This is a genomic window from Lysinibacillus sp. UBA6686 (assembly GCF_002455205.1).
Lineage (GTDB): Bacteria > Bacillota > Bacilli > Bacillales_A > Planococcaceae > Lysinibacillus > Lysinibacillus pakistanensis.
On sequence record NZ_DKJS01000076.1, the window covers coordinates 62,513 to 85,670 of the forward strand.

26 protein-coding genes and 1 pseudogene are annotated in these 23,158 nt (G+C 35.1%); 6 read left to right on the forward strand and 21 right to left on the reverse strand.

What is annotated here, in order from left to right; all coding sequences use genetic code 11:
* Window positions 1–3 precede the first annotated feature (3 nt).
* The 3 genes from B2R82_RS20595 (at window position 4) to B2R82_RS20605 (ending at window position 4,827) form a co-directional block, all read left to right on the forward strand.
* Complete coding sequence (locus B2R82_RS20595; RefSeq protein WP_286926781.1) at window positions 4–1,797, forward strand: ABC transporter ATP-binding protein; 1,794 nt, start codon at window positions 4–6, stop codon at window positions 1,795–1,797.
* Complete coding sequence (locus B2R82_RS20600; RefSeq protein WP_286926782.1) at window positions 1,790–3,541, forward strand: ABC transporter ATP-binding protein; 1,752 nt, start codon at window positions 1,790–1,792, stop codon at window positions 3,539–3,541. Before B2R82_RS20595 ends, B2R82_RS20600 begins: the two co-directional genes overlap by 8 nt.
* A gap of 269 nt (window positions 3,542–3,810) precedes the next feature.
* A complete protein-coding gene (locus tag B2R82_RS20605; RefSeq protein WP_286926783.1) occupies window positions 3,811–4,827 on the forward strand; it encodes a linear amide C-N hydrolase in 1,017 nt (338 codons plus the stop codon).
* 89 nt (window positions 4,828–4,916) lie between these two features.
* On the opposite strand, the gene B2R82_RS20610 is transcribed toward B2R82_RS20605, so the two are convergent.
* From B2R82_RS20610 to B2R82_RS20625, 4 genes are all read right to left on the reverse strand, one after another.
* A complete protein-coding gene (locus B2R82_RS20610) occupies window positions 4,917–6,080 on the reverse strand; it encodes an MFS transporter (protein WP_286926784.1) in 1,164 nt (387 codons plus the stop codon).
* Window positions 6,081–6,337: 257 nt separating this feature from the next.
* Window positions 6,338–6,481, reverse strand: a complete 144-nt coding sequence (locus B2R82_RS20615; RefSeq protein WP_286926785.1) for a hypothetical protein — start codon at window positions 6,479–6,481, stop codon at window positions 6,338–6,340.
* 521 nt (window positions 6,482–7,002) lie between these two features.
* The gene (locus tag B2R82_RS20620) at window positions 7,003–7,782 is read right to left on the reverse strand and encodes a hypothetical protein (RefSeq protein ID WP_286926786.1); all 780 of its coding nucleotides are present in this window, start codon (window positions 7,780–7,782) and stop codon (window positions 7,003–7,005) included.
* A gap of 219 nt (window positions 7,783–8,001) precedes the next feature.
* Window positions 8,002–8,421, reverse strand: coding sequence for a GNAT family N-acetyltransferase (locus tag B2R82_RS20625; protein WP_286926787.1), 420 nt, complete (start codon window positions 8,419–8,421; stop codon window positions 8,002–8,004).
* A gap of 411 nt (window positions 8,422–8,832) precedes the next feature.
* Here B2R82_RS20625 and B2R82_RS20630 point away from each other — a divergent pair.
* Window positions 8,833–9,274: pseudogene (locus tag B2R82_RS20630) on the forward strand (transposase); the annotation flags it as partial.
* Window positions 9,275–9,542: 268 nt separating this feature from the next.
* On the opposite strand, the gene B2R82_RS20635 reads toward B2R82_RS20630, so the two are convergent.
* The 4 genes from B2R82_RS20635 to B2R82_RS20650 all read right to left on the reverse strand — a co-directional run bounded on the left by B2R82_RS20635 (window position 9,543) and on the right by B2R82_RS20650 (window position 13,064).
* Window positions 9,543–10,082, reverse strand: coding sequence for a GNAT family N-acetyltransferase (locus B2R82_RS20635; RefSeq protein WP_283872141.1), 540 nt, complete (start codon window positions 10,080–10,082; stop codon window positions 9,543–9,545).
* A 245-nt stretch (window positions 10,083–10,327) separates the two neighbouring features.
* Window positions 10,328–10,624 (reverse strand): CD3324 family protein, encoded by a 297-nt coding sequence (locus B2R82_RS20640; protein ID WP_283872140.1) that lies wholly within the window; start codon window positions 10,622–10,624, stop codon window positions 10,328–10,330.
* A 750-nt stretch (window positions 10,625–11,374) separates the two neighbouring features.
* A complete protein-coding gene (locus B2R82_RS20645; RefSeq protein WP_286926788.1) occupies window positions 11,375–12,310 on the reverse strand; it encodes a PD-(D/E)XK nuclease family protein in 936 nt (311 codons plus the stop codon).
* Window positions 12,311–12,323: 13 nt separating this feature from the next.
* On the reverse strand, window positions 12,324–13,064 hold the full coding sequence (locus tag B2R82_RS20650; RefSeq protein WP_286926789.1) for a sulfite exporter TauE/SafE family protein: 741 nt from the start codon (window positions 13,062–13,064) through the stop codon (window positions 12,324–12,326).
* 90 nt (window positions 13,065–13,154) lie between these two features.
* Between B2R82_RS20650 and B2R82_RS20655 the strand changes: the two genes are divergently transcribed.
* Entirely contained in the window at window positions 13,155–13,652 is a 498-nt protein-coding gene (locus B2R82_RS20655) for a DUF1648 domain-containing protein (protein WP_286926790.1), read from the forward strand.
* 70 nt (window positions 13,653–13,722) lie between these two features.
* On the opposite strand, the gene B2R82_RS20660 is transcribed toward B2R82_RS20655, so the two are convergent.
* The 9 genes from B2R82_RS20660 to B2R82_RS20700 form a co-directional block, all read right to left on the reverse strand.
* Complete coding sequence (locus B2R82_RS20660) at window positions 13,723–14,583, reverse strand: hypothetical protein (RefSeq protein WP_286926791.1); 861 nt, start codon at window positions 14,581–14,583, stop codon at window positions 13,723–13,725.
* Window positions 14,549–15,067 (reverse strand): RNA polymerase sigma factor, encoded by a 519-nt coding sequence (locus B2R82_RS20665; RefSeq protein WP_286926792.1) that lies wholly within the window; start codon window positions 15,065–15,067, stop codon window positions 14,549–14,551. The genes B2R82_RS20660 and B2R82_RS20665 overlap by 35 nt, the downstream gene beginning before the upstream one ends.
* 160 nt (window positions 15,068–15,227) lie before the next feature.
* Window positions 15,228–15,851, reverse strand: coding sequence for a hypothetical protein (locus B2R82_RS20670; protein ID WP_286926793.1), 624 nt, complete (start codon window positions 15,849–15,851; stop codon window positions 15,228–15,230).
* 9 nt (window positions 15,852–15,860) lie between these two features.
* The gene (locus tag B2R82_RS20675) at window positions 15,861–16,028 is read right to left on the reverse strand and encodes a hypothetical protein (RefSeq protein WP_286926795.1); all 168 of its coding nucleotides are present in this window, start codon (window positions 16,026–16,028) and stop codon (window positions 15,861–15,863) included.
* Complete coding sequence (locus B2R82_RS20680) at window positions 16,021–16,206, reverse strand: hypothetical protein (RefSeq protein WP_286926797.1); 186 nt, start codon at window positions 16,204–16,206, stop codon at window positions 16,021–16,023. Before B2R82_RS20680 ends, B2R82_RS20675 begins: the two co-directional genes overlap by 8 nt.
* A complete protein-coding gene (locus tag B2R82_RS20685; RefSeq protein ID WP_286926799.1) occupies window positions 16,207–16,416 on the reverse strand; it encodes a hypothetical protein in 210 nt (69 codons plus the stop codon). It lies immediately after the preceding gene.
* A 332-nt stretch (window positions 16,417–16,748) separates the two neighbouring features.
* Window positions 16,749–17,249 carry a GNAT family N-acetyltransferase gene (locus B2R82_RS20690; protein ID WP_286926800.1) on the reverse strand — a complete coding sequence of 167 codons (501 nt, stop codon included), beginning with the start codon at window positions 17,247–17,249 and terminating at the stop codon, window positions 16,749–16,751.
* 207 nt (window positions 17,250–17,456) lie between these two features.
* The gene (locus B2R82_RS20695; RefSeq protein ID WP_286926802.1) at window positions 17,457–18,065 is read right to left on the reverse strand and encodes a CPBP family intramembrane glutamic endopeptidase; all 609 of its coding nucleotides are present in this window, start codon (window positions 18,063–18,065) and stop codon (window positions 17,457–17,459) included.
* Between the two features lie 387 nt (window positions 18,066–18,452).
* Window positions 18,453–18,893 carry a GNAT family N-acetyltransferase gene (locus B2R82_RS20700; RefSeq protein WP_286926803.1) on the reverse strand — a complete coding sequence of 147 codons (441 nt, stop codon included), beginning with the start codon at window positions 18,891–18,893 and terminating at the stop codon, window positions 18,453–18,455.
* A 111-nt stretch (window positions 18,894–19,004) separates the two neighbouring features.
* Between B2R82_RS20700 and B2R82_RS20705 the strand changes: the two genes are divergently transcribed.
* Window positions 19,005–20,387 carry a PLP-dependent aminotransferase family protein gene (locus B2R82_RS20705; protein WP_286926804.1) on the forward strand — a complete coding sequence of 461 codons (1,383 nt, stop codon included), beginning with the start codon at window positions 19,005–19,007 and terminating at the stop codon, window positions 20,385–20,387.
* 214 nt (window positions 20,388–20,601) lie between these two features.
* Here B2R82_RS20705 and B2R82_RS20710 read toward each other — a convergent pair whose 3' ends face one another.
* From B2R82_RS20710 to B2R82_RS20725, 4 genes are all read right to left on the reverse strand, one after another.
* Entirely contained in the window at window positions 20,602–20,922 is a 321-nt protein-coding gene (locus B2R82_RS20710; RefSeq protein WP_286926806.1) for a hypothetical protein, read from the reverse strand.
* Between the two features lie 153 nt (window positions 20,923–21,075).
* Window positions 21,076–21,390, reverse strand: coding sequence for a TIGR04104 family putative zinc finger protein (locus tag B2R82_RS20715; protein ID WP_286926807.1), 315 nt, complete (start codon window positions 21,388–21,390; stop codon window positions 21,076–21,078).
* 104 nt (window positions 21,391–21,494) lie between these two features.
* On the reverse strand, window positions 21,495–22,718 hold the full coding sequence (locus B2R82_RS20720) for a GNAT family N-acetyltransferase (protein ID WP_286926808.1): 1,224 nt from the start codon (window positions 22,716–22,718) through the stop codon (window positions 21,495–21,497).
* The coding region (locus B2R82_RS20725) for an AAA family ATPase (RefSeq protein ID WP_286926809.1) at window positions 22,715–23,158 on the reverse strand (444 nt) is incomplete at its 5' end. The genes B2R82_RS20725 and B2R82_RS20720, both read right to left, overlap by 4 nt.

Genomic DNA, 23,158 nt, shown 5'->3' on the forward strand with positions numbered 1-23,158 from the left:
ATGGTGGAACAGATTGAAAAAAAAGAACATTGGATAAAGTCTATCCTCCAATTTACAGGGAGCTCTAAAGTACCGCTAGCCTTATCCGTCCTCTTAGCCATTATGAGTGTCATAGGGGGACTAGTTCCATATGTGGCTGTTTATCAAATACTACTGCTTTTAATTGAAGGAACCCAAACAATGCAGCGTCTTCTTTTTTGGATTGCTATAGCAGCAGCTGGGTACATTGCTTTAACAGTATTTCATGCAATTTCTAGTTATTTCTCTCACCGTGCTGCCTATCATATTTTGGAGGAAATTCGTCTGCAACTAGCTGAACGATTAATAAGAGCACCTCTAGGTCATGTTTTAAATCAACCAGTTGGTACGATTAAAAATGTCCTCATTGATCGCGTGGAAACTTTAGAATTGCCATTAGCACATATTATTCCAGAAGGTATCTCCAATCTCTTTCTTCCTATAGGTGTTTTTATCTATATGCTGACGATTGACTATCGACTAGCTCTTGCCTCTCTTATTACAGTTCCAGTTGCACTGATTGTGTATGCCTTTATGATGAGAAATTTCAACACCCAGTATCAACACTATATGGAGGCAAGCAATCATGTAAATAGTGTTATCGTAGAATATGTGGAGGGTATTGAGGTCATTAAAACCTTTAATCAAACAAATGCTTCCTATGAAAAATTCACAAATGCTATTACAGATTTTAAAAATTATACAATGCAATGGTTTCGTGGCACATGGCCATGGATGACATTAGGCAATGCTATTTTACCATCTACCCTTGTCGGTACTCTGCCCATCGGTTTATGGCTATATTATCAGGGTGCTATTAATCCTGCACAATTAATTATTTGCCTTATTTTATCCATGGGGCTTATTTATCCACTTATGAAATTTACTGTTTTTGTCAATGATTTCAAGGCGATTGAATATGCCATTGCTGATACAAAAGCATACTTAAATTTGGAATCACTTCCTATTACAGAAGAAATAATAGCTTTGGAGCATTATGATATTGTCTTAAATGATATTTCGTTTAGCTACAATGATGAGCAGAATGTACTTCACCAACTTTCTTTAACCATTCCTGAAAAAAGCTATACAGCACTTGTTGGCCCTTCTGGAAGTGGAAAATCAACAATTGCGAAGCTATTAGCACGTTTTTGGGATGTTACTGACGGCTCCATTACGATTGGACATACCAATATTCAAGATATTCATCCTAATGAGCTGGCAAAAAAGATTAGCTATGTAGCACAGGATAATTTTTTATTTAAAACTAGTCTTATTGAAAACATTAGAATGGGAAATCCACACGCTAGTGATGAGGAAGTCTATCGTGCCGCACGTTTAGCAAGATGTGATCCGTTTATTGCCCGACTAGAGAACGGCTATGATACTGATTCTGGTGAAGCAGGCAACAAGCTATCTGGTGGGGAAAAGCAACGTATCGCCATAGCACGTGCTATCTTAAAAAACGCTCCAATTATAATACTGGATGAAGCAACAGCGTTTACTGATCCAGAGAATGAAGCAGAAATACAAAAAGCTTTTAACGAGCTAGCAAAAGATAAAACGCTCATTGTCATTGCTCATAGATTATCCACGATTAAACATGCTGATCAAATTGTCGTGTTAAAGGATGGCAGTATTCATAAAATTGGCACCCATAATGAATTGCTCGCAACGAATGAACTTTATCAAACATTATGGAAGGCTCATATTGGTTCAAAAGAACATGGACTCCTCTCTGATACGAATCCATCTCAGGAGGTATCTTTAAATGATTAAAATAATAATGAGAATTATCCAGTGGATTGGCCCATACAAAAAACGTTTATACCTTGGATTTATACTGTCGTTTTTGCAGTCTATTTGTATTGCCCTTCCGATTGTTATAACTGCACATGGTTTGCAAATGATGCTTGATGACTATTATGGAAAAAACGCTTTAGAGATAGATGTAATCTGGTTGCTGTTACTGTTATTATTGCTCACCATTTTCGGTCGTTTTATCTTTGCCTATTTAAAGGCACGTTATCAGGAGAGCATTGGCTATGAAATAACAGCAGATCATCGGATCAAAATGGGACATACCTTGAAAAGGGTCTCACTTGGATTTTTTCAGCAGCATCGGATAGGTGATATTAATAGTACTGTTACCACAGATTTGTCCTTCTTTGAAATGATGGGGATAAAAATGATTGATGTCGTTATCAATGGCTATATTCTAACAGGTACAATGATTTTATTTTTATCACTCTATCAGCCAATTATGGCTCTCGTAGCAATTAGTGGTATTGTTGTATCGTCTATGTTCCTACGACTATTACAAAGACATAGTCGTAGAAATGCTACCTTCCATCAGCAAAGTCAGCACCAGCTTGTTAGTGCTACTTTAGAGTACTTACGTGGCATGTCTGTTATTAAGAACTTTAATCAGGAAGGTATTGCTTCCCGTAATATACAGGATGCCTTTTGCAATAGCAAGCAAGTTAATATAACTATTCAGAAAGGTTTCGGTGTTTTCAATGTCGGACATCGACTAGCCTTAAAGTTGGCTTCTATATTACTTGTATTTGTTGCTTGTTATTTAGTGATGAATGGAGAAATGACACTTGCGGATATGTTCCTTATTACGTTATTTTCATTTGTCATGTTTGATAGTATAGAGCCCATTAGCGATGCAACACATGTGTTGGAAACGATTAATCATACGCTCAATAAACTTGAAGCCGTTGAAAATACCACATTTATTGACGAAGAGGGTCAAGATACCGAGCTAACGCAATATGCGATCCACTTTGACCAGGTTTCCTTTGCCTATGATGAAAGACCTATCATTCAGGATGTATCCTTTACCGTTAAGGAAGGTACAACTACAGCGATTGTTGGACCATCTGGCTCTGGAAAAACAACCCTTTGCAATTTGATTGCCCGATTCTATGATGTTGATTCTGGAGCAATCTCTATTGGTGGCACTAACATTCGCTCTATGCAGTTAAACAGTTTATTATCATCGATTAGTATGGTATTTCAAAACGTCTATTTATTTAATGAAACCATTTATAATAATATTCTTTTTGGGAATCCGAACGCTTCTAGAGATGATGTTATAGAAGCAGCAAAAAAGGCACAATGCCATGACTTTATTATGTCGCTGGAATATGGCTATGATACGGTTCTTAGTGATGGTGGTTCCTCTTTATCTGGCGGGGAAAAGCAACGAATCTCGATTGCCCGCGCTATTTTGAAAAATGCACCCATTATTATATTAGATGAAGCAACTGCAAGTCTTGACCCAGAAAACGAAACACTTATTCAGGCTGCATTAGAAAAATTAATTCAGGGAAAAACAACCATCATCATTGCCCATCGATTAGCAACAATACAGAATGCCAATCAAATTATTGTTTTAGAAGATGGTCAAATAATTCAACAGGGAACACATCACTCATTAATGAAAGAAAAAGGTGTATATCGTCGCTTTATTGAAATTCGACAGGACGCAGAAAACTGGAATCTTACTACTTGAAAAAATACCAAAAAACAAAAAGTAGTACAGACTATGAATAAATGGTTGTACTACTTTTTTAAAATCTACTATTGGCCCTCCCCTTATTTTCTAGCAAATATTTTATTCTTCTATTAACAAGTTTGTAAATATTGTTAAGTTTTAACATTTGTGTTTGAATTACCAATAAATTATGCTACTCTATAAATAGGGTAAAACCTACAAAAATTCCTATAAAAGGATTTTCATTAATGAAAGCCTTGAGGGATAATTTCAAAGGAGTGGTGTTCATGTTAGGTTGTAGTAGTTTAGCGATTCACACAACAGATCAGAAAAATCTATTTGCTCGAACAATGGATTTCACAATGGAACCAGATAGTAAAGTTATCATTGTGCCACGTAATTATGGAATACGACTGCTTGAAAAGGAAGATGTTGTTCTAAATAATCAATATGCATTCATTGGGATGGGTAGCACTGATATTTCATCCCCTGTTCTATACGATGGTGTTAATGAAAAGGGCTTAATGGGAGCAATGCTATACTATGCAACATTTGCAACGTATGCAGAGGAGCTTGAGGAAGGTAAAAGAGGCATAAATCCGGTTTATGTAGTATCACAAATTTTAGGTAACTGTGTAACCATTGATGATGTGCTGACAAGATTAGAGGCATTTACACTTATTAATGAAGCCAATGCCATTCTTGGATTCGCTCCTCCTCTGCACTTTACTTTCACAGATGCCTCAGGTGAAACAATTGTAATTGAGCCAGATAAAACAGGAATTACCGTCCACCGTAAGACAATTGGTGTAATGACAAATAGCCCTGGCTATGAATGGCATCAAACGAATCTGCGGGCTTATATTGGTGTTAATCCTTACCCACCAAATGATATTACGATGAGTGATTTAGAGCTAACACCATTTGGACAAGGTGCAGGTGCATTAGGTCTTCCAGGCGATTTCACCCCATCAGCTCGTTTCCTACGTGTTGCTTACTGGAAGAAGTATACGGAAGAAGCGAAAAATGAAGTGGAGGGCGTAACAAACCTATTCCATATCCTTTCTTCTGTTAATATTCCAAAGGGTGTTGTGCTCACAAAGGAAGGAAATACGGATTATACAATTTATACGTCAGCAATGTGCTCACAAAGTAAAAACTATTACTTTAAGCTCTATGATAATAGTAGAATTTCTTCTGTTTCTTTAATGGATGAGAATTTAGATAGCTCAACATTAATTACCTTTGAATGGGAACGTGCACAGGATATAAAGCAACTCAACAAAGTTAATGTTAAAAGCTAATTACTCTTTCGTTCTATAAAACAGGTAAAGGACCAGACTCCATCTGAATGGAGTACCTGGTCCTTTTGATTGGATTAGTTACTGTAAACTTATTCAAATTTGTTTTTCTTATTACTTATAAAATCGGTGAAAACTAGAATACCAACTATTATAAAGCTTAGGCTAACAAGACGGAAAATCATCTCTAAGCTCATCCATTCTGCTAAAATTCCTAATACAAAGGCGCTAATGCCAACACCTACATCAAAACTAGAAAGGAAAGTTGCATTGGCTGCCCCACTTTTTGCTTCATCTACTTTTTGAACAGTCCATGTTTGTAGGCATGGCATCATTGTTCCATAACCTGCTCCGAATAAAATCGCTGCAATGATCAGCATTAAATTATTTGTGGTATAGGATAACACGACAAGTGATAAAAATCCTAATATGGCTGACACAATGATAATAGACCATGGTCCATTTTTATCAAACCATTTTCCTGTAAATGGTCGTAATAAAGTGGAAACAGTCGCATTGATAAGAAAGAATAAGAAAATATGTTTTATATCCTTTTGTTCCCCATAAAGTACTAAGAAGGTTATAATCGCTCCAAAGCCAAGTGTCGTAATAACGGTCAATAATGCTTGGAACCTTACATCCTTTTCAAAAATCGCTTCTACAAATCGAAATGGCTGCTTCTCATATTTAACAGGAGTAGATGAAGAGACAAATTGAAGTGCTACTATCGCTAACAGACTAAGTATTACTGATGAATAAATTAATATTTGGAAGGAAAAGGTATTATAGATAAGAATACCTATACTCGGTGCAATAATAGCGCCAACTGTTGTTGAAATAGAGAAATACCCCATTCCCTCTCCTAATCTAGCTTTAGGAATTAAATCGACAGCCATTGTACTATTGGCTGTAGTTGATACCCCCCATGCCGCTCCATGGAAAAACCGTAACAATAGGAAAAGCCAAATAATGTTAAGAAAAGGATACAGCATAGTAACGATCAATAAAGTCATACCTGCTCCGATTGCAAGACTTTTTCCTTTATTATCAATCAAATAGTAACCTACAAAAGGTCTGATTAAAATTGCACCTATCGTAAATATAGTTGTTACCAAGCCTACTTGAATAGAAGAGGCATTTATGCTTAATAAATAGGCTGGTAAAATTGGTAATAACATTTCAAAGCCTATAAAGATTAAAAAATTACTTATAAATAAAAAAAGAAATGATGGTGTAAAAATTTTTTGCTTTTTCATAGTTTGTGTCCTCGCTTCTAATTATTTTCTAAATTAGAAGCATATCGCACACTGAAACATTCCTAAATTGTCTAAGTTTTTTAAACAACAAGTCTCACCCTTTCTAACACTGTTATATTGAGGGATTACAATAATCTTTGACTATTTTGACAAGCGACTCATCATTGATTTTTTCTGTAAAATACAAAAAAGACGCCATTAAATCCGGCGTCTAATAATTGCTTTGTATCCTGCACAAACAATAAAAGTTCTAATTTTTATACTACAAAGGCAAAAAGCTTCCGGCTATTTTCTATATGAAGTTTACTTAAAAAAGTACAGACTGGTCCCTTTGACAGTAAATCATCAAGTTGTAAATATGTTTTTACTTCTGTTGCAATTCTTCTGAAAACAGTTTCCATGACTTTTTGCCTCCTCTCTCATTATCAATTAATAGTATTAGTATAATTTAATACAAGTTGATGAAAAAAGCAAATTCTTCTTTCAATATTTATTGCCTCTACATGTCATTTTCGAGGTTTTAAAGTATTCCAAGTTTGTTGACTCATTGGAATGAATTAATACTAAAAAATACTTTCACATTGTTTCAAGATCAATTATGCCTTGGCATAATTGCGTCCGGAATCGGCTTTGAGCTTATACAAAGAACTCCTTTCCGATTCCGTGACATCCGCCGGAGGCTTTAACTTCTTTCAGCGGGTGTTTGGACACCCTCCGAAAAGTAGCTTAAATTCGCATTCATCTCACCACCTATAGAGGTGGGAGACTTCTGCTGAAAGAAGTTAAATAAAGAAGAAATGCCATTATTACGATTTATATAACCAGGGTACTCCAATAAGCATTTATCCTATCTGTATGTCAACCAAACATAAAAATAGCCCCCTTATCAAAAATAAGAGAGCTATATATATTTCATAATCTATCACTTATCTACAACTGGCTTTAATAGATTTGCTGGAATAAAATCAAAATTCTTATCTCCCACCATCAAATAACCATTGATTTCAATTCCTGATGAATAAAAGACAGCTCCCTTCAACTCTTTTCTAGAGTATCTTGTAATCATTGGACCATTATATAGCTCTGTATCTTCTGTTAATATATAGGAGCCTTCATTTCTTGTTATCTTTTCAAAAATTCGAATATCAGTGCTATCAAGAATACCGGTATTAATTACAGGTCCTCCTTCAATATCTCCTGCACAATAATGGCGATATAATTTGCCCTTCTCAATAGAAACTAGTAATGATGCTGGAATACAAACCTCTTCACGTTTTCCAACTTTTAAATACTCACCATATTTGATGTAGGAATATGGATATCCAGGATTTTCAACACCAAGATGATTAATCATGACCAATGCCGGATTGTTATAGAAAGATGTACGAATATCGATTGGTACTTCTTTGAAAACTACCAAATCCGTTGCTTGTACCCGATATTGCCCCATTTGATAAAATGTTTTGCCATCATATTTCTCAATATCATACGTTTTAAAGAAATTATTGCGCTTAACCATCAACGAATCAAATGTGCCATCTGGATTTTTCTTGTATACCTTGATGTCTTTTTTAAAGGTCATTTTTCCGGTTTGACCTTTCACAACTTCTGCTCCATCATACATCACTTTTGCTTCTGAATTTGTTGGACTTACTACTGCAAATAAAAATGCTGCTAGTAACACAATAAATGATTTTTTCATTATCCTCCCCCTACTCAGGTTTAATTTTAGAAAAATTAATTTCTGAATATACTACTGATTTTAATGGACATATAGCGATGTAAATCAATAATTTCAGAGTATTTAATATAATTTTCCCTCACTTCTTGTCCTCACCAAGCTAAAACAAATACAACTAACCACTCGTTCTTTATAGTATCTATTAGTTTTGAATCAATTAATAAATCAAGTATTCATTAATTATTTGTATTCCAAAACCCAATACTTTTCTCCAGGTTTCCCTTCTTCAACAACTTTCCTCCAACCCTTATTTTCATAGAATTTGAGTGCCTTATAATTTTCTGACACACATTTCAAACTTAATGGTGTATTCATTTTATTGATGGAGGCATTCAATAATAAACCACCAACACCCTTACCAGAGCAAGTAGGGTCAACAAAAAGACAATGTATAAAGTTATCTGCTAAGTATAGTGCCGCAAACCCTAGAATTTTACCGTCTTCCTCAACTAAAATTACATAATCTTCAGTTGTATCATTATCAAAATCTTCTAATGTCAATTCCTCTGCATTTTCCCAATGGAAGTTTTTGCGGCGTGATTCCAGATAAATGCGCCTTAAATCAGGATAATCTAATTCACTTGCTTCTCTAATATTCATCATATAATCCTCCAATTCTATTAAAATATAACATAAACTCCATCTATCAACCTATTTTTTTAAAATTGAAATCAGAATTTTATTTCTTTCACTAAACCTTGGAACAGAGGTACTACCTAAATGATATATATCTATGATTTTATTCCCAAAAATAAGATTCAGTTCTTCAACCTCTTACATAAACATTGGAATCCATTTCTCATAGTACGAACTTACTTCTACCTTTCGTAAATTATCCCCTCTAAATCATTTTTTCTTTTATCACACTTGATTTAATAAATTTCTTAAACAACTATTCTGCACCGTTCGTATTATAAGGTCAGCCAGATATTTCTGGTTGACCATTTTTTATATAGTTTTATTATAGCAGTAGCCAGGGTAGAACGTATCTGCACGTGGGGCTTGCCCCCCCTCGCTAAAGAAATTGAAGAATATAGTATTATCAAATCTATCCCAGGTATCGGTGAAAAAATCGCTGCAACGATTATTTCTGAGATTGGTGAAATAGATTGATTTAACACCCCTAAAAAGCTTGTGGCTTTCGCTGGAGTTGACCCAAGTGTTTTCGAATCAGGTAAATTTTCAGCGACCAAAAATCGAATTGCAAAACGAGGTTCAAGCAGACTTCGTCATGCCTTGTTCATGGTTGTTCGTTGTGCAATACAAGATTGCAGGAAAACTAAAACAGACGATACAATCATTCCTCGAAACAAGAAATTACGTGAATTTTACGATAAAAAACGTGACGAAGGAAAACCTTTCAAAGTAGCAATGATTAGCTTGTATTAATAAACTATTACATTGGATTTTTGCCTTATTAAAAAACAAATCTGCGTACCAAGATTTAGCTTGATAAGTAAGTACAGCTAAATCGAACAAAACCTTCCAAAAACAAACTTTAGGAAGGTTATTTGTCAAGCACTTTTTAGTATAGCACTCTCCTATTAAACTTTTAACAGAAAATTATTGACAAACTATTAGCTGGTTTAGTTTATTAGTACACATTATTTAAGCAACGTTTGAAGAGTTATTAACAAAGGTGTACACTGGAATTATTAGTTGGGTTTATTTAATGTTCAATCTTTATTAGAAATCATTTCACAGAATTTCAAAGAACAATATTATTGCAATAATGTATTTTTATAGTTAGTTTTAAGTATTGCCATAATAATTTCATCCGAATAATTGCCATTGTAATATAACGATTCACGCAAGACGCCTTCTTTTACAAAGCCAACCTTCTCATAGGCTCTTATTCCTCGCAAATTATGGTCAAATACTTCTAACTGAAGACGATTTAAATGTAGTTCCTCAAAAACAAATTGTAATACAATCTTAATAGCCTCTGATCCATATCCTTTGCCAGTTAGCTCAATCGAGCTCATAGAAATTCTAAATCCTGCTTTTTTATTGTCTTCTTCAATATCTAAAATAGATAGTTCACCTATCATCTGGTCATTTTCTTTTAAACAGATTGCAAAATCATAACGTGATGAATCATTATTTATCTTTTTAATATGGGCTTTAATCTGATCTAATGTAAAGTTAGGTTTCGTTCCTGTCATATATCGAATTTCTTCTTCTGTAGTAATTCCAAGTATAACAGGTGCATCTAATTCTTGAAGGGTGCGCAAATAAATTCTTTTACTTTCTAAGTTCATATTAAATTCTCCTCAAATTATTATTTAGTATTGATTCCTACTTCCATATTACATTAATCTTGTAATGCTTCGATATGCCTAAAACAATTAATAAATGTTTTATACCTACTAAAAAAAATTCGCTATTTAGTTGCCATTTAACTTGAACTGAAAAAAAAAACTAGAACATTGATGTAACAATGCTCCAGAAGGGAAGACAATTCTTGACGACCATTAAGAATTATTTTTTATTTTGATGGGTAAGTTTAATCAAGATTTTCATCATTTCCTCGATCAATCTTTTTTGAGTAAACAATTTTTTTTATGGTTTCAATTGAGAGACAATATTCAACAGCTAATTGTTGAATACTTATTCCATTGTTAAAAGACGCTTTGATATTACTGTTTCGGTGGTCAATGAGCTGCTTTCCACCACTTACAGTTCCCCATTTTTGATAGTTTGTTTCTTGTTTAGGTATGTACAGATTTTCTCCTTGGACATACTGTTGTATTTCTAGTAATAACTTCTCAGGTAAAACTTTTGAGGCATTTACATATTTCAATCTTGCTCGCTCCCTATTTTAAATTAGAATAAATAAGGTGCAAAGCCAAAATATTAGTTCAGTTTAGTTTGTATGGCGATAAAACTAAATATTTAACCCCATGCAAAGTATCGCTCTTCTAATAATTAGCTTTGCATGAGTGTGAGAATTTGTTCCAGATAATCTTAAATGATTTTTCATGTCTAAACTCCTCCTTTTAATTATCTATTATAACAATATGTACCATTATGAATGAAATAGTAAGCTTTTAGATATTTTTATGTGTTAACCCTAATATAGAGTAGATTTACAAAAATATGCTATTAAATATAAAAATTTCTCTCTATTTTTTAATGGCTAACCTTTATTAAATTTCATTAACCATTCAGCCAATTATCTTACGATGATTCACCATACACTGTTGATTGTGTATGCCTTCTTTTAACCGGTTATAGAAAGATACTGACGTTTTTATATGGTGTTTCTTCTATAATGTGATGTTTTACTAGGCTTCAATTTAGTACGCCTTACAGCTTTACTATCAGATTGACCTTGAAATCCGATAAAAGATGATGATGGAACTCCCTTAAATTTTATCTTTACAAATTTATGGTCAGTCGGAATGTAAATTTTAAGATCATCCGGAGCAACTAGGTCACTCTGATATAAAAATACAATCAACCATATAGTCATTTAACCAAAAGGATAAAAATGATGCAAGCGACCATTTCGATGATTTAAATTAATTAGTCACTTGCTCAATTTTTCATTTCATATCTGCTCACATAATTCCCTAAAATTACACCCACGACAATGCCATTTTTCAAGCGTTTGTTCAAAGTCTTCAATGTCTAGAGGCTCATTTAAAAAAATATCAGCTTGGTACTTTTTCATTTCCAAGACACTACGCTGAAATATATACAAAATATTATCCATATCGATGTTAGTAAATACATATTTCTTGCGTTTTCCTGTTAATAAGTATTCGTTATATACCTCGATTTGCTCAAGTGATACACGGTATTTTTGCTGTACATAATAGGCATAGAGCGCTAATTGCTGACGGTCATCGTCAGACTCACTCCCCGTCTTCCAATCGACAATCACCCACTTATCCGTAAGCTCATCATAGTAATGGAAATCCATTACGACAAATACTTGGATATCGTCTATTTTCATGGAGCGAAATTGTTCAGGCTCACCAATACGTAGAGAGCCCTTTTGTGCCGTAATTTGCCGGAATGTTTCACTCATCAGAAAATGGTTAAAGACAAGCCTTAAACGTTCTTTATAGTCCTGAATAAGTTCAGGTTTAAGCTTCCCAGTATAGTAGATTTCCTGCATCATATAATACTTTGTGGGCTTTTGTCTCCATAATTCAAAATGGCGTGTAGAGTCAACAAAAGCAGCATTAAGCTGGCCCCGTGCCCAATGTATCAGCTCCTCTACAGTTGGCGCTTTTCCTGTTTGTAAATAATCATTAATTGCCTGCTCGATATACCGGTGGACAATTTGCCCAAATAAAATCGGCATGGATTGTAGCTTTTTTAGGCGATAGACATGTTGATGAAAAGGCTCTACATTGTAGCTTAGCCAACCATTATGTGAAAAGTAATATTCATAGCCATATTTTCGTGCACAACTGGTTAACGTTTTATGACGAGAAAGTGACCACGAAAAGGTTGGGTATGGTGTAATGTCAAACATTTGAATCGCCTCCTTAGAGCTGTTTCATAAAATCATAGACAAGCTGTAATATTAATACAATGGTTACAATACGCAGCAACAGCTTTACTTGTTTGGCATTGACCTTTCGAGCAAGGACAATACCAATCTGGGCGCCAATCGTTGAACCGATCATTAAAATAAGTGTTAGTGGCCATTCAATTTTTCCTGTGGCAATATACGTTATCGCTGCACCAGAGCACATGGCAAAAACGCCAACACGTGATAGCCCTACCGCTTTTATATAAGATAATTTCTCATGGGCATATGTATAAAGTGCCAGCGTACTACTCCCTGGACCAAACATTCCATCATAAAAACCAACACCCAGTAGAATCGGACCATTTTTACGATTCATAATAAAGTGCTCCCTATCGCCAAAGTCAGCCCCGCCGATAAATGACATAATTAAGGCAAACCCTAATAAAATAATGGCGATAAGCGTCAATGCCTGACTGTCCATTAATGATGCAAATAAGCCACCAAGTGTCCCTCCAATCAGCGATACCAGTAAAACGGAGCGCATTTCTGACCACGCCAATTCTTTTCTTCTATAAATTGTATAAAAGCTGGAAAAAGCACTTACCATATTAGACACCTTATTAGCGCCAATCGCTGAATGGACGGGCACTCCCATTAGCATCATGGTTGGTAGGGTTATCAATCCTCCACCTCCGACCAATGTGCCAATAACATTACCAGCAATTCCAATGCTTAAAAATAATAAGTATTCCATGTAATCCTTCTTTCTGTACCACACAGGTTGTCATTCTATGATACAGTATAACAGAATGCTATTTTGAATGACGAAAAGCGAGGTGAATCAATGCACGGGCAACAAAAAACACCTACGCCACGTTTTTGTATGCAACTAACATGGATTGTCGGCACTATATTTCTTGCGGGTGTTACTGCAACGCTTATTCAATATCATAAGCTGCCAGGTTCAATACCCGTTTTACAAAGCTTTACAAGTGAACATGCACAGTTTGGTCCAAAAATCGCTATTTTTTATTTACCTTTTGTTGCACTTATGCTGTTTTTGCTACTACATTACTTAGAGGTCAGGGCTGCCTACCCCGTTTTACGTAAAAATAAACCGACTCTTTCCCATGGTCAAAGACAAAATGGAATTTTAACGTTTTGTCTCATTAAAAATAGTATCTTACTATACTTTACGTACTCACTTTTCAACGACTTAACAGTTGCATTAGGCCATAATCGTATTTTACAGCAATGGCATGCCTATCTTTTTCTAGTTTTATTAAGCGTGATTTTCATCGTAGGCATCATACGTGGTGTTTTACTAGGAAAAAAAATTTAACAGTTTACCATTGAAAAAACACCTTCATTGTTGATGTACTCAACAAAAGGTGTTTTTGATATTATTAGGATTAATAGTTCATAATCACAAAAACAAGTGCAACAGTAATAATATAGATTTTTATGGTTTCTACTTTATAGATAGCATAATGCTGGATGTCTCGTTTGAGATTATACCAAATGATGACACCATAGAAAACGGCGAGCGTAAGCATCAACGGCTTGTATAAAGGCCCCACCCAAGTTGCCCAAGCAAAAATACCGAAAGTTACTGAGAGGAATAATAGTAGCAGCCACCATTTTGATTTAGGTGGTTTATAATTATCTAATTTACGCCGTTTATAGTAGGAGGCTGAAAATAAATTGGCTACGACCACGATAAGAGGCAGGATTAAAAACCAAGGTTTTGTATTTACACTATATAATAATTGAAATACTTCGCCATACATATCTGATGTTCCCACAAAAAACTGCCCACTATCAATATTTAGCATGCCTGTATCAGAAATCTGGTAGTGCTCCTCTTGATTATCCCTTACAACGACTACATCTGTAATATAATTACCTAGCCTACCATCTCCCTCTTCAACATAATGTGTAAGGTCTTGAAAAAAGTTATAGATTTTTCTATCGTTAACCCTTTCCACAGATGTATACAAGTCTGAACCTCGTGCAAAGAATTTCCCTTCTTCTCCTCCAAAATATTTATAAATCGTTTGAATAGATTGATTGGCGCTCTGTGGTAATGTGGAATTTTGTGGTAATAGGATTAAAAATAAAGCAATCATAGCCGTTGTAAATAGTAAAACACCTTCCTTCCAGATTGTTAACCCCTTTTTCTTCTTGTGCTGAATACGCTCATAAATACGCGACTTTACAGCCTGATCCTCTGGTAATTTATTGAGTTTCTTTAGTCGATTGTGCAAATCCATATTCGTCACCTCCCAATATTTTCTCTAATGCTTTTAGTGCATTTCGCTGTGTATTTGCTACTTTTACTGTAGACCACCCTAAAATTTCACAGGTTTCAGCCAATGTCAGTTCTTCAATTTTTCTGTATATCACTACTTCACGATACGCTGGCTTTAATAATTGGATGGCTTCATAGAGCAGTCGACGATCCTCAGACTGGATAATCCATTCATGTGGCACATAATGTGTCTCTCGATCCTCATGACTTTTTTGAAATGGCAGCCATTTAATTAACGCTTTTTTTCTATACGAATCATAGACAATATTTCGTGCGATTTTTCTGATATAAGTACCTAAAGCTGCCTCATTTCGAAATTGTCCTTTATAAACCCTTAGAAATGTTTCCTGTGTTAAATCCTCTGCTAAACTAGGATCTGAAACCATATAATAAATAAATTGATAAATACGTTGAAAATATCGTTCATATAATTCATCAAATTCCATCTTTTCACCTCTCTTACACCGTTCAACTGGCGATTTCTACTACATTTTTTAAGCTTCACTATAATAGACGAAGCAGACAGCATAATTTGTATAAATTTTTTTATTGCAAGAAAAATAAGCTACCTGATGCCAATTAGCGTCAAGTAGCTTAGATTCTTTTTTACATTTTCTTTTGCATCTCTTTAAATGAATGGGTTAATGCATATTTTTGTACACCGCGTGCCAGATTAATGCTTTCTGTCTGATACTGCTGAAATGCGTCTTCATTTTTTATGGTATAAGCATAAATCGCTTCAATCGCTGGCTGCATCCATGGCTGTGTAAGCTTAGCACTCCGCATATCTGCTGTTCGTCCTTCAAGAGCAGCGATATAACATTTTGCATAGCTTGCTAATGGCTCTTTATTTATTTTATCTGCTGCATCCTTTGCTTCCTCTAAATTCTCTTCCATGATAGCTTTTATAAATATATAATTGTACTTCACTGCTGGCTGCTTATACTTCTTAATAACCACATCTAATGACTGTAACTGTTCTTCCTTTGTTTCATAAGCTACTGCATAAAGATAAGCAAAAAATGGCTCTTTTTTGCGATCTTTCACAAGCTTATCTACCGACTGCATATTATTTGTTCGAAATAAAATATGTATATGTCTATATATTATTGCTAGTACAATAAGCGCAAATATAGCAAGTGAGATTGATAGACGAACGCCTGCTAGTGATAGCATCATTGCTAGTATAATAATAACCAAATAAAAAAGGGTAAGTTTTACAAGCCTCATATAATCCTCCTACTGTAGTTTCCTTCGCATTTTTCGAGAAAAAATATAGCCCGCTCCAATGAAGAATACAAGTGCCATAAACTTCATGATTGGAATGATAAATAATTTGCTAATGATGAAAACCACCAAAATATAATAAACGATCATCGCCAGCAAAAATAAAGTCAACTTATTCATTTTGCATCCTACTCTCTTTCAATGCCGCTTCAATTGCCGCAAGTGCTTTCGGACCCATACCATGTAAATGCTTTAACGTTGATAAATCCACCTTTTGCAATTGCTCTAATTGAGTATATCCGGCTGCATTTAATGCTCGTATAGCAGGCTTCGCTACACCCTTTGGCCATTCTGTCATTTATGCTCGCCCCTTCCTTTTTCGACTGTTAAATATCTCTGTACCTATAATTCCTATCAATAGTATAACGATGGATGCAACATGATAATCAACAAAAAAAGAAGTAAACGCTATTTGAAAGTAATGGAGTATTACCGTAAGAATACGTCCTCCCATTAAAACTAAACCAATAATTAAGCAAGCCTTTACTAGTTGTTCGATAAATTTCACTTCTAACACCTCTAAGCTATTATGCAATTGAAAAGGATGAAATGCAAATTAGCCAATATGCTATTTGCTTGCTTTATAAAGTAGATCAATCAATTGAGATGTAACTATCAGTAAATGCTAAAAAAGATGAAAGGAGTATATGTTTTATTTTCTTATCATATCCAAATTTCAAAAGAACAGAAAGGCGATTTTTCATTTCCTAAAATGTAATTTAAAAAGTTAAAAGCGCCTCACCATTTTTTAGGGGGCGCTATTGCTATGCAGCCATTCCCGGATGGTATAAGCATATAGACGATTTGGTTGAATATATTGATAGAAAAGTTTGATTGTATTTAATGGTCTTGATTTTCATATTCACTTCTTAATATAGACATAATATGTAAAGATTCGAAACCTTTTTCATTTTTTAGGCATTCCCTTAATGTTCCCTCAACCACAAATCCCTGTTTTTTATAAAGATGAAAAGCACGCATGTTGTTTACCTTTACATCTAACCATAGACGATTAGCATTATGTTTCGTAAATACCCAATTTTTGATAAGCCTAAATGATTCCTTCCCATAGCCCTTTCCTTTTTCCCCAATTGTAATCCTTACCAACTCAAGGCTTAAATTGGGATTCTCTAATCCAGCAATAATTATATATCCTACTGGATGATTATCTTCTACAATCAAATGCAATATATCTGTGTTTTCAATTGCCTTTTCATGCTTTTCTTTAGACCACGGGATAATAAATTTTGCATTTTCTTCATTTGATTCTAAGCTACAAACAAAATCTAAATCTCTTAATTCTGTTTTTCTTAATGATAAAATGTCAGATTTTAAAAACAAACATATCCCTCCCTATTTTTCTACACCTGTATGTATTTTTTTAAATTTGCTAAACATAGAATAAACGTTACACTTTTCCACCCTAACGTCGTTTTCAAAACTGCTCCTCATTAATTCTAGTTCGACATCTTTGCTTCATAACCTTTCTGGATTTCTTACTAGAATGTTTTTAAACCTATCTTGTATGAACTATTTTTCATTGTTGTATTAAAAAACATTAATCATAGCGAAGAAGGAAACAATCAGATTGCAAAAGCTGTGTATACACCAGCTCGTGATTATGGAGCCATTGGATTTTTTTTCGTTTATCCACCCCATTAAATAACCTGCTAATCCCGTTACAATCACAACTAACACTACAACTCCAAAAGGAATGGCAGAAAATAGCATCAATCCATGAATACTACCAAAAAGTAAGCTTTGCAGAGTATTTCCTATCTGAAAGCCAAATGTATGTGCAATTCTTTTTAATAAAAAGCCCCTAAAAAACAGTTCCTCTGACAAGCCCGTTTGAATAATTGCGTAAAGAAGCACGGGGATAATCGCAGTAAAGCCAAGTCCTGCAAAACGATTTGACGCTAAAAGTGAGCTGTCTATATAAAAAAAGACGATTAGGCTAGACGGTACAAATAATAAAAAAATCGTGAGTAAAAACCATACAGTATAATTTCCTTTATTTTTGATAACAGGCTTTTTAATACCGAGCCATGATAAAAATGATTGTTTCTTTCTTGCTGTGAAAAACCACCAACAAAATGGTATTGCTGAAAATAAAATAACTTGAATAATGGCACTGATAGCACTGTTTATAATCATAATTTTTCCTCCTGCTTCGTTTTCTTGGTCATTTCTTCATGTTAAGCATATAAAACAATTGAGAGGAAATCAATATAATTTTAATGATAAACATTAAATAATTAATTTAAATAATTAAATAATGAATGTTAATCATAAAAAATGCGACTAGAATCTACTAGTCGCTGTCTTTGTTTATTCGGTTTTAATAAACCCATGTAAAATACTGATGCTCGTTCATGGACCCTTAACTCGCCATTTTTGCATTTCTTGCTAGATAATCTGACGACGCTCACTACCCACTTTATCAGCCATATCAACGATGGATAGACCTCTTCTTTCCAGTATTGATGTAATACACTACCATTTTAGTGTGTGAGGTTTTAACATGCATATTTAATGTAACTACTACCAATATTTAATAAAATGAAAAACATCCTGATCTATTTTCATTCCAAGCTTTTCATATAGCTTTTGAGCTTGTTTATTATTAGTCGCTGTTTCTAAGGTTATATATCGTGCATCCTCATTTTTACAGTATGCATAACATTCTTCAATTAAACGCATTGCCACACCTTGCTTTCTCGCATGTTCTGCCACAAATAGATCATTTAATAGAAAGGCTTTTTTCATCGCAACTGATGAAAAAATAGGGAAAAGCTGGACAAAACCTACTGGCTGAGCATCTAAATACGCAAGGAAAATAATGGATTCCTCCTTCTGCAAACGCTCCTTTAAAAATTGCTCAGCTTGCTCTAAATCTGAAGGTTGGTTATAAAACTCTCGATAGGCATTAAATAATGGGACTACCTCTTTTACTGTTGCAAGTGTTACTTTTTTCATTTCCATTGTAAATCTCTCCATTTCTTTTTATCAGTCTTTCTTGTATGATAATAAAAAACATTCTGACATATAAAAAGTGACAAAAATAAATATTTCAACATGTCAGAAAGGAGCCTTATGAATGATTTTATTTTTTTCTTTACAGATAAAGAGGCAAAATATAAGCAAATTTATCAGCAAATCAGAACTTTAATCGAGCAAGGTAGCTTAAAAACAAATGATACGCTTCCCTCTATTCGTAGGCTAGCAGATACACTACAGGTGAGTCGCAACACGACCTTAACTGCCTACGAGCAACTTGTCGCAGAGGGATATATACGTGGAGAAGGAAGAAAAGGATATTTTGTCAATGAATTTGAGCAGGTATTTTTACATGAGGAGCCAGGACCAAGCATTCCCAATAAAAAGCAAATCACTGGAAATATCACCATTGATTTTCGAGCAGGTGCTGTCGATCAACAGTATTTTCCGTTAAAGATTTGGCGACAAATGGCCAATCAAATATTACACGGGGAAGAATGCTATACATATGGGGACCCGTTTGGTGAACCTCGTTTAAAGGAACAGCTTGTGGGTTATTTATTACAAGCTCGCGGTGTTCATGTTGATACTGAGGACATTTTTATTGGCAGCAGCACACAGCAACAGTTAATTTATTTAGGCTTTTTATTAAAAGAGGATTTTGACAGTATTATTTTGGAGGATCCAGGTTATAATGGAGCGCGTGAAGCCTTTAAATTACATAACTTCAAGATAGAGTCATTGCCTGTTTTGGAAAACGGGGCACAGCTTCATCACTTAGCACATTTACATGCACGTTTAATTTATATTACACCTTCCCATCATTTTCCCTATGGCGTTTCGATGAGCATCCAGCAACGACAAGCCTTGATTCAGTGGGCTAAACAAGTGGATGGCTATATTCTAGAGGATGACTATGATAGCGAATTCCGCTATACACAGCAGCCATTCCCTGCCCTTGCCTCTATTGATAAATCGCGTGTTATCTATAGTGGCACATTTTCTAAATCCTTTTTACCAGCAGTTCGCTTAAGCTATATAGTACTGCCCAAAACATTTGTCTCTAAATATAAAGAACGCTTTCAATATTTTGAGCATAATGCTTCCTCTCTCCATCAATTAACAATGGCAGCATTTATGGAAAAGGGCGAATGGACAAGGCATATTAAACGAATGCGGATTACCTATAAACTAAAGATCAATCGTCTAGTACAGGAGCTACAACAACAATTTGGAGACAAGATTACAGTATTAGGAGCACAATCAGGTCTTTATATTTTAGTGAAAGTACATATGCAGCTTTCTGAGCAGCAACTCATAGAAAATGCTGCACAGTATGGCGTTAAGGTATATCCAACCAGCCCCTTTTTCCTAAGGCAAACAAGCACTGAGCCTATCATTCAACTAGGCTTTAGCAAATTGCAACTAGATGAAATTGTTTTAGGAGTACAACTATTAAAAAAAGCTTGGTTAACTTAATAGATATCCCCCCATTTTAAACAATACCGAAATAAGGGTGGATTTGTTTCCTAGTTTTAATTTATTATCCAAAAAAGGTGGCGTTTGTTCAAAAACAAAGTATTGTTTTTAGGACGGAGCGATTTATTAATAAAACCGAGCGACTTTGGGGTTGAACTGAGCTCTTTCCTTTTCAAACCGAGCGACTTTGAGGTTCAACCGAGCGCTTTTCTTTTCAACTCTGAGCGACTTTGAGGTTCAACCGAGCGCTCTTCTTTTCAACCCGAGCGACTTTGAGGTTGAACCGAGCACTTTCCTTTTCAACCCGAGCGACTTTGAGGTTCAACCGAGCACTTTTCTTTTCAACCCGAGCGATTTTTGGGTTAAACCGAGCACTTTTCTTTTCAACCCGAGCTACTTTGCGGTTGAACCGAGCACTTTTCTTTTCAACCTGAGCGACTTTGAGGTTCAACCGAGCGCTTTTCTTTTCAACCCGAGCGACTTTGGGGTTGAACCGAGCGCTTTTTTTCTCAAACCGAGCAATTTTAAAGATCACAGGAGCACTTTTCTATTGAACCTGAGTAAATTTTAGATTAATCTGAGCACTATTCTTCTCACACCGAGCAAATATAGCTTTAAAACCTAGTACTTTTCTACAAAATAAAACCTTCACACTCAAAAAAGGTGAAGGTCATCCTCTTGCTATGTATTATTTTGGGACATACTTTTGCAGATGCTTTGGGATTTCACGTACGTCCATTAAAAATGGCATCATTAAGACTAAGGCAAATAAGTAAATCGCGATACCAATTGCTACTGCAGAGCTTTTTACCTCTTCATCAATCACATAAGGCATTGTTACATATGGTACAAAGACTAATAATAAAATGGAAATGCGTGTCATAGAAGTTAGCATTTGTTTTTTCCCACAGTATGGACAGCCAATAAAGCGAGAAAACGATACTATTGATCGCATTGACTGCTTCCACGACCATTTTTCCTTACATGTAATACATTTTGGCATATCATCTATCCCCTCCATTCACTAATTATGCCATAATTATCATTCCATAAACATATAAAAAGGAATTTGCACAAGTTAAACCCTGTACAAATTCCCTAAGAAGGTTAAAAATAATCGATAAATGTTGGAATACCGACAGGGAGCACTGTCTCAAGTAATGCAATTTCAATGGCATTGCCCTGTAAGCGTTCGATTTTTTCCAAATAGCTTGGTCGTTTATAGCCTAATAGCATTGTGGCTAATGTTTGCACTGTTAGATGAACAGCATTTTCGGACAGTGTATCACTAATCTTATCAACACTAACCTTTTCTTCCTTTACCGTAATCACAAATGTGCCATTATTCCACGCTACAATACGGTCACTAACAGCCAGTCGTAACTGAAAATCATTTCCCACAAATGGATAACGTAATAAAAATTCTTTGACATCCACGATACGTGCCATAAAATAAGGAGAAACCTTTTGTATAATCTCACTATCCTCCAGTAAAAAGGCAACTGCTTCATTGCCAGTCGTTTTGCCATAAGCATTATAAATCATTGAGCTGTGAGCAGAGACAAAATTCCATAAGCCTTTACGTGCCTCTTCCTGTAGATAGACAATTTCATCAATGTAATAATTTTCCTCCATAATACGATAAAACATATAGCCCTGTGGCACATCATCCTCATCATAATAAACAGCTGCCTGAAGATTAACATCGCTATCAATAAACTTTTCTTCCCAAAAGTCTTCCTGAAACTTCTCATTCCAGGCAATGCTATTGCGTACCATCACACCATGCGTTTTTTGGGCATAGCTTGCATAAATCGCTACAACATCCTCATGCTTTGGATCAACTCGACGTATCTTTCCATTTAGTCCTGCATAATGGGGTAGCTGTGTATCCTTGACCTGAAATTCCACAATATCACTCATAATTTCCCAGCCCTTTTTTCGATAATACGGGATCGAATATGGGAATAAATAGGATATATATTGCCCCTCATTTCGCATGCGCTGCAGACATTCCATAATCAGGCTCTCCATTAAACCATGTCTTGAATATTCTGGATATGTTCCCACAGCCGTTATACCACCCATTTCGTAAATCCGACCATGTACGTTTACCTCAAAAGGTAGGCTTAAAATTTGTGAGACAAGCTGTGTACCATCAAACCATCCTATTGCATGTCCTTCATCGAATTGCTTACTCTTTGCATTGACAAAGCGGCGATCCTTATGGATAGACATGGACATTTGAAACACGTAATTGAGTAAATCTATGGATTGTGCCATTTCATCTAATCGAATTTCTCGCATGATTAAGCCTTTTCGTTGATTCATGATTCCCTCTCCTCATCAAATAACTCTGAAAAAATGGTTTCTGGTGCATTTAAAAAGCGCTTCGTAACAATGTAATGTATGGTCTCCTCATAACGAATAGACTTTATTTCCTCACCATCAAAACTGTAAATTGTTGCATTTGGATAGCCAAGTAAAATTGGTGAATGTGTAGCGATAATAAACTGTGCCTCATGCTCTAAATCCTTCATAATCTTAAGGAGACTGAGTTGCCTTGTTGGCGATAGTGCTGCTTCAGGCTCATCCAATAAATAAATGGCTTTACCTTTAAAGCGATGTATAAATAATGATAAAAATGATTCTCCATGTGATTGATGATGTAATGATTTGCCACCGTAAGCTGCATATTTGTATGGATGCTCTAACAAATCAATATGACTTGCAAATTGATAAAATGTTTCAGAACGTAGGAAAAAGCCATT

What these genes read in the sequence shown, in the direction of transcription:
- B2R82_RS20600 (WP_286926782.1), top strand. Translation starts at nt 1,790, where the DNA reads ATGATTAAAATAATAATGAGAATTATCCAGTGGATTGGCCCATACAAA.
- B2R82_RS20605 (WP_286926783.1), top strand. Translation starts at nt 3,811, where the DNA reads ATGTTAGGTTGTAGTAGTTTAGCGATTCACACAACAGATCAGAAAAAT.
- B2R82_RS20610 (WP_286926784.1), bottom strand. Translation starts at nt 6,080, where the DNA reads ATGAAAAAGCAAAAAATTTTTACACCATCATTTCTTTTTTTATTTATA.
- B2R82_RS20615 (WP_286926785.1), bottom strand. Translation starts at nt 6,481, where the DNA reads ATGGAAACTGTTTTCAGAAGAATTGCAACAGAAGTAAAAACATATTTA.
- B2R82_RS20620 (WP_286926786.1), bottom strand. Translation starts at nt 7,782, where the DNA reads ATGAAAAAATCATTTATTGTGTTACTAGCAGCATTTTTATTTGCAGTA.
- B2R82_RS20625 (WP_286926787.1), bottom strand. Translation starts at nt 8,421, where the DNA reads ATGAATATTAGAGAAGCAAGTGAATTAGATTATCCTGATTTAAGGCGC.
- B2R82_RS20635 (WP_283872141.1), bottom strand. Translation starts at nt 10,082, where the DNA reads ATGAACTTAGAAAGTAAAAGAATTTATTTGCGCACCCTTCAAGAATTA.
- B2R82_RS20645 (WP_286926788.1), bottom strand. Translation starts at nt 12,310, where the DNA reads ATGTTTGACATTACACCATACCCAACCTTTTCGTGGTCACTTTCTCGT.
- B2R82_RS20650 (WP_286926789.1), bottom strand. Translation starts at nt 13,064, where the DNA reads ATGGAATACTTATTATTTTTAAGCATTGGAATTGCTGGTAATGTTATT.
- B2R82_RS20655 (WP_286926790.1), top strand. Translation starts at nt 13,155, where the DNA reads ATGCACGGGCAACAAAAAACACCTACGCCACGTTTTTGTATGCAACTA.
- B2R82_RS20660 (WP_286926791.1), bottom strand. Translation starts at nt 14,583, where the DNA reads ATGGATTTGCACAATCGACTAAAGAAACTCAATAAATTACCAGAGGAT.
- B2R82_RS20665 (WP_286926792.1), bottom strand. Translation starts at nt 15,067, where the DNA reads ATGGAATTTGATGAATTATATGAACGATATTTTCAACGTATTTATCAA.
- B2R82_RS20670 (WP_286926793.1), bottom strand. Translation starts at nt 15,851, where the DNA reads ATGAGGCTTGTAAAACTTACCCTTTTTTATTTGGTTATTATTATACTA.
- B2R82_RS20675 (WP_286926795.1), bottom strand. Translation starts at nt 16,028, where the DNA reads ATGAATAAGTTGACTTTATTTTTGCTGGCGATGATCGTTTATTATATT.
- B2R82_RS20680 (WP_286926797.1), bottom strand. Translation starts at nt 16,206, where the DNA reads ATGACAGAATGGCCAAAGGGTGTAGCGAAGCCTGCTATACGAGCATTA.
- B2R82_RS20695 (WP_286926802.1), bottom strand. Translation starts at nt 18,065, where the DNA reads ATGATTATAAACAGTGCTATCAGTGCCATTATTCAAGTTATTTTATTT.
- B2R82_RS20700 (WP_286926803.1), bottom strand. Translation starts at nt 18,893, where the DNA reads ATGGAAATGAAAAAAGTAACACTTGCAACAGTAAAAGAGGTAGTCCCA.
- B2R82_RS20705 (WP_286926804.1), top strand. Translation starts at nt 19,005, where the DNA reads ATGAATGATTTTATTTTTTTCTTTACAGATAAAGAGGCAAAATATAAG.
- B2R82_RS20715 (WP_286926807.1), bottom strand. Translation starts at nt 21,390, where the DNA reads ATGCCAAAATGTATTACATGTAAGGAAAAATGGTCGTGGAAGCAGTCA.
- B2R82_RS20720 (WP_286926808.1), bottom strand. Translation starts at nt 22,718, where the DNA reads ATGAATCAACGAAAAGGCTTAATCATGCGAGAAATTCGATTAGATGAA.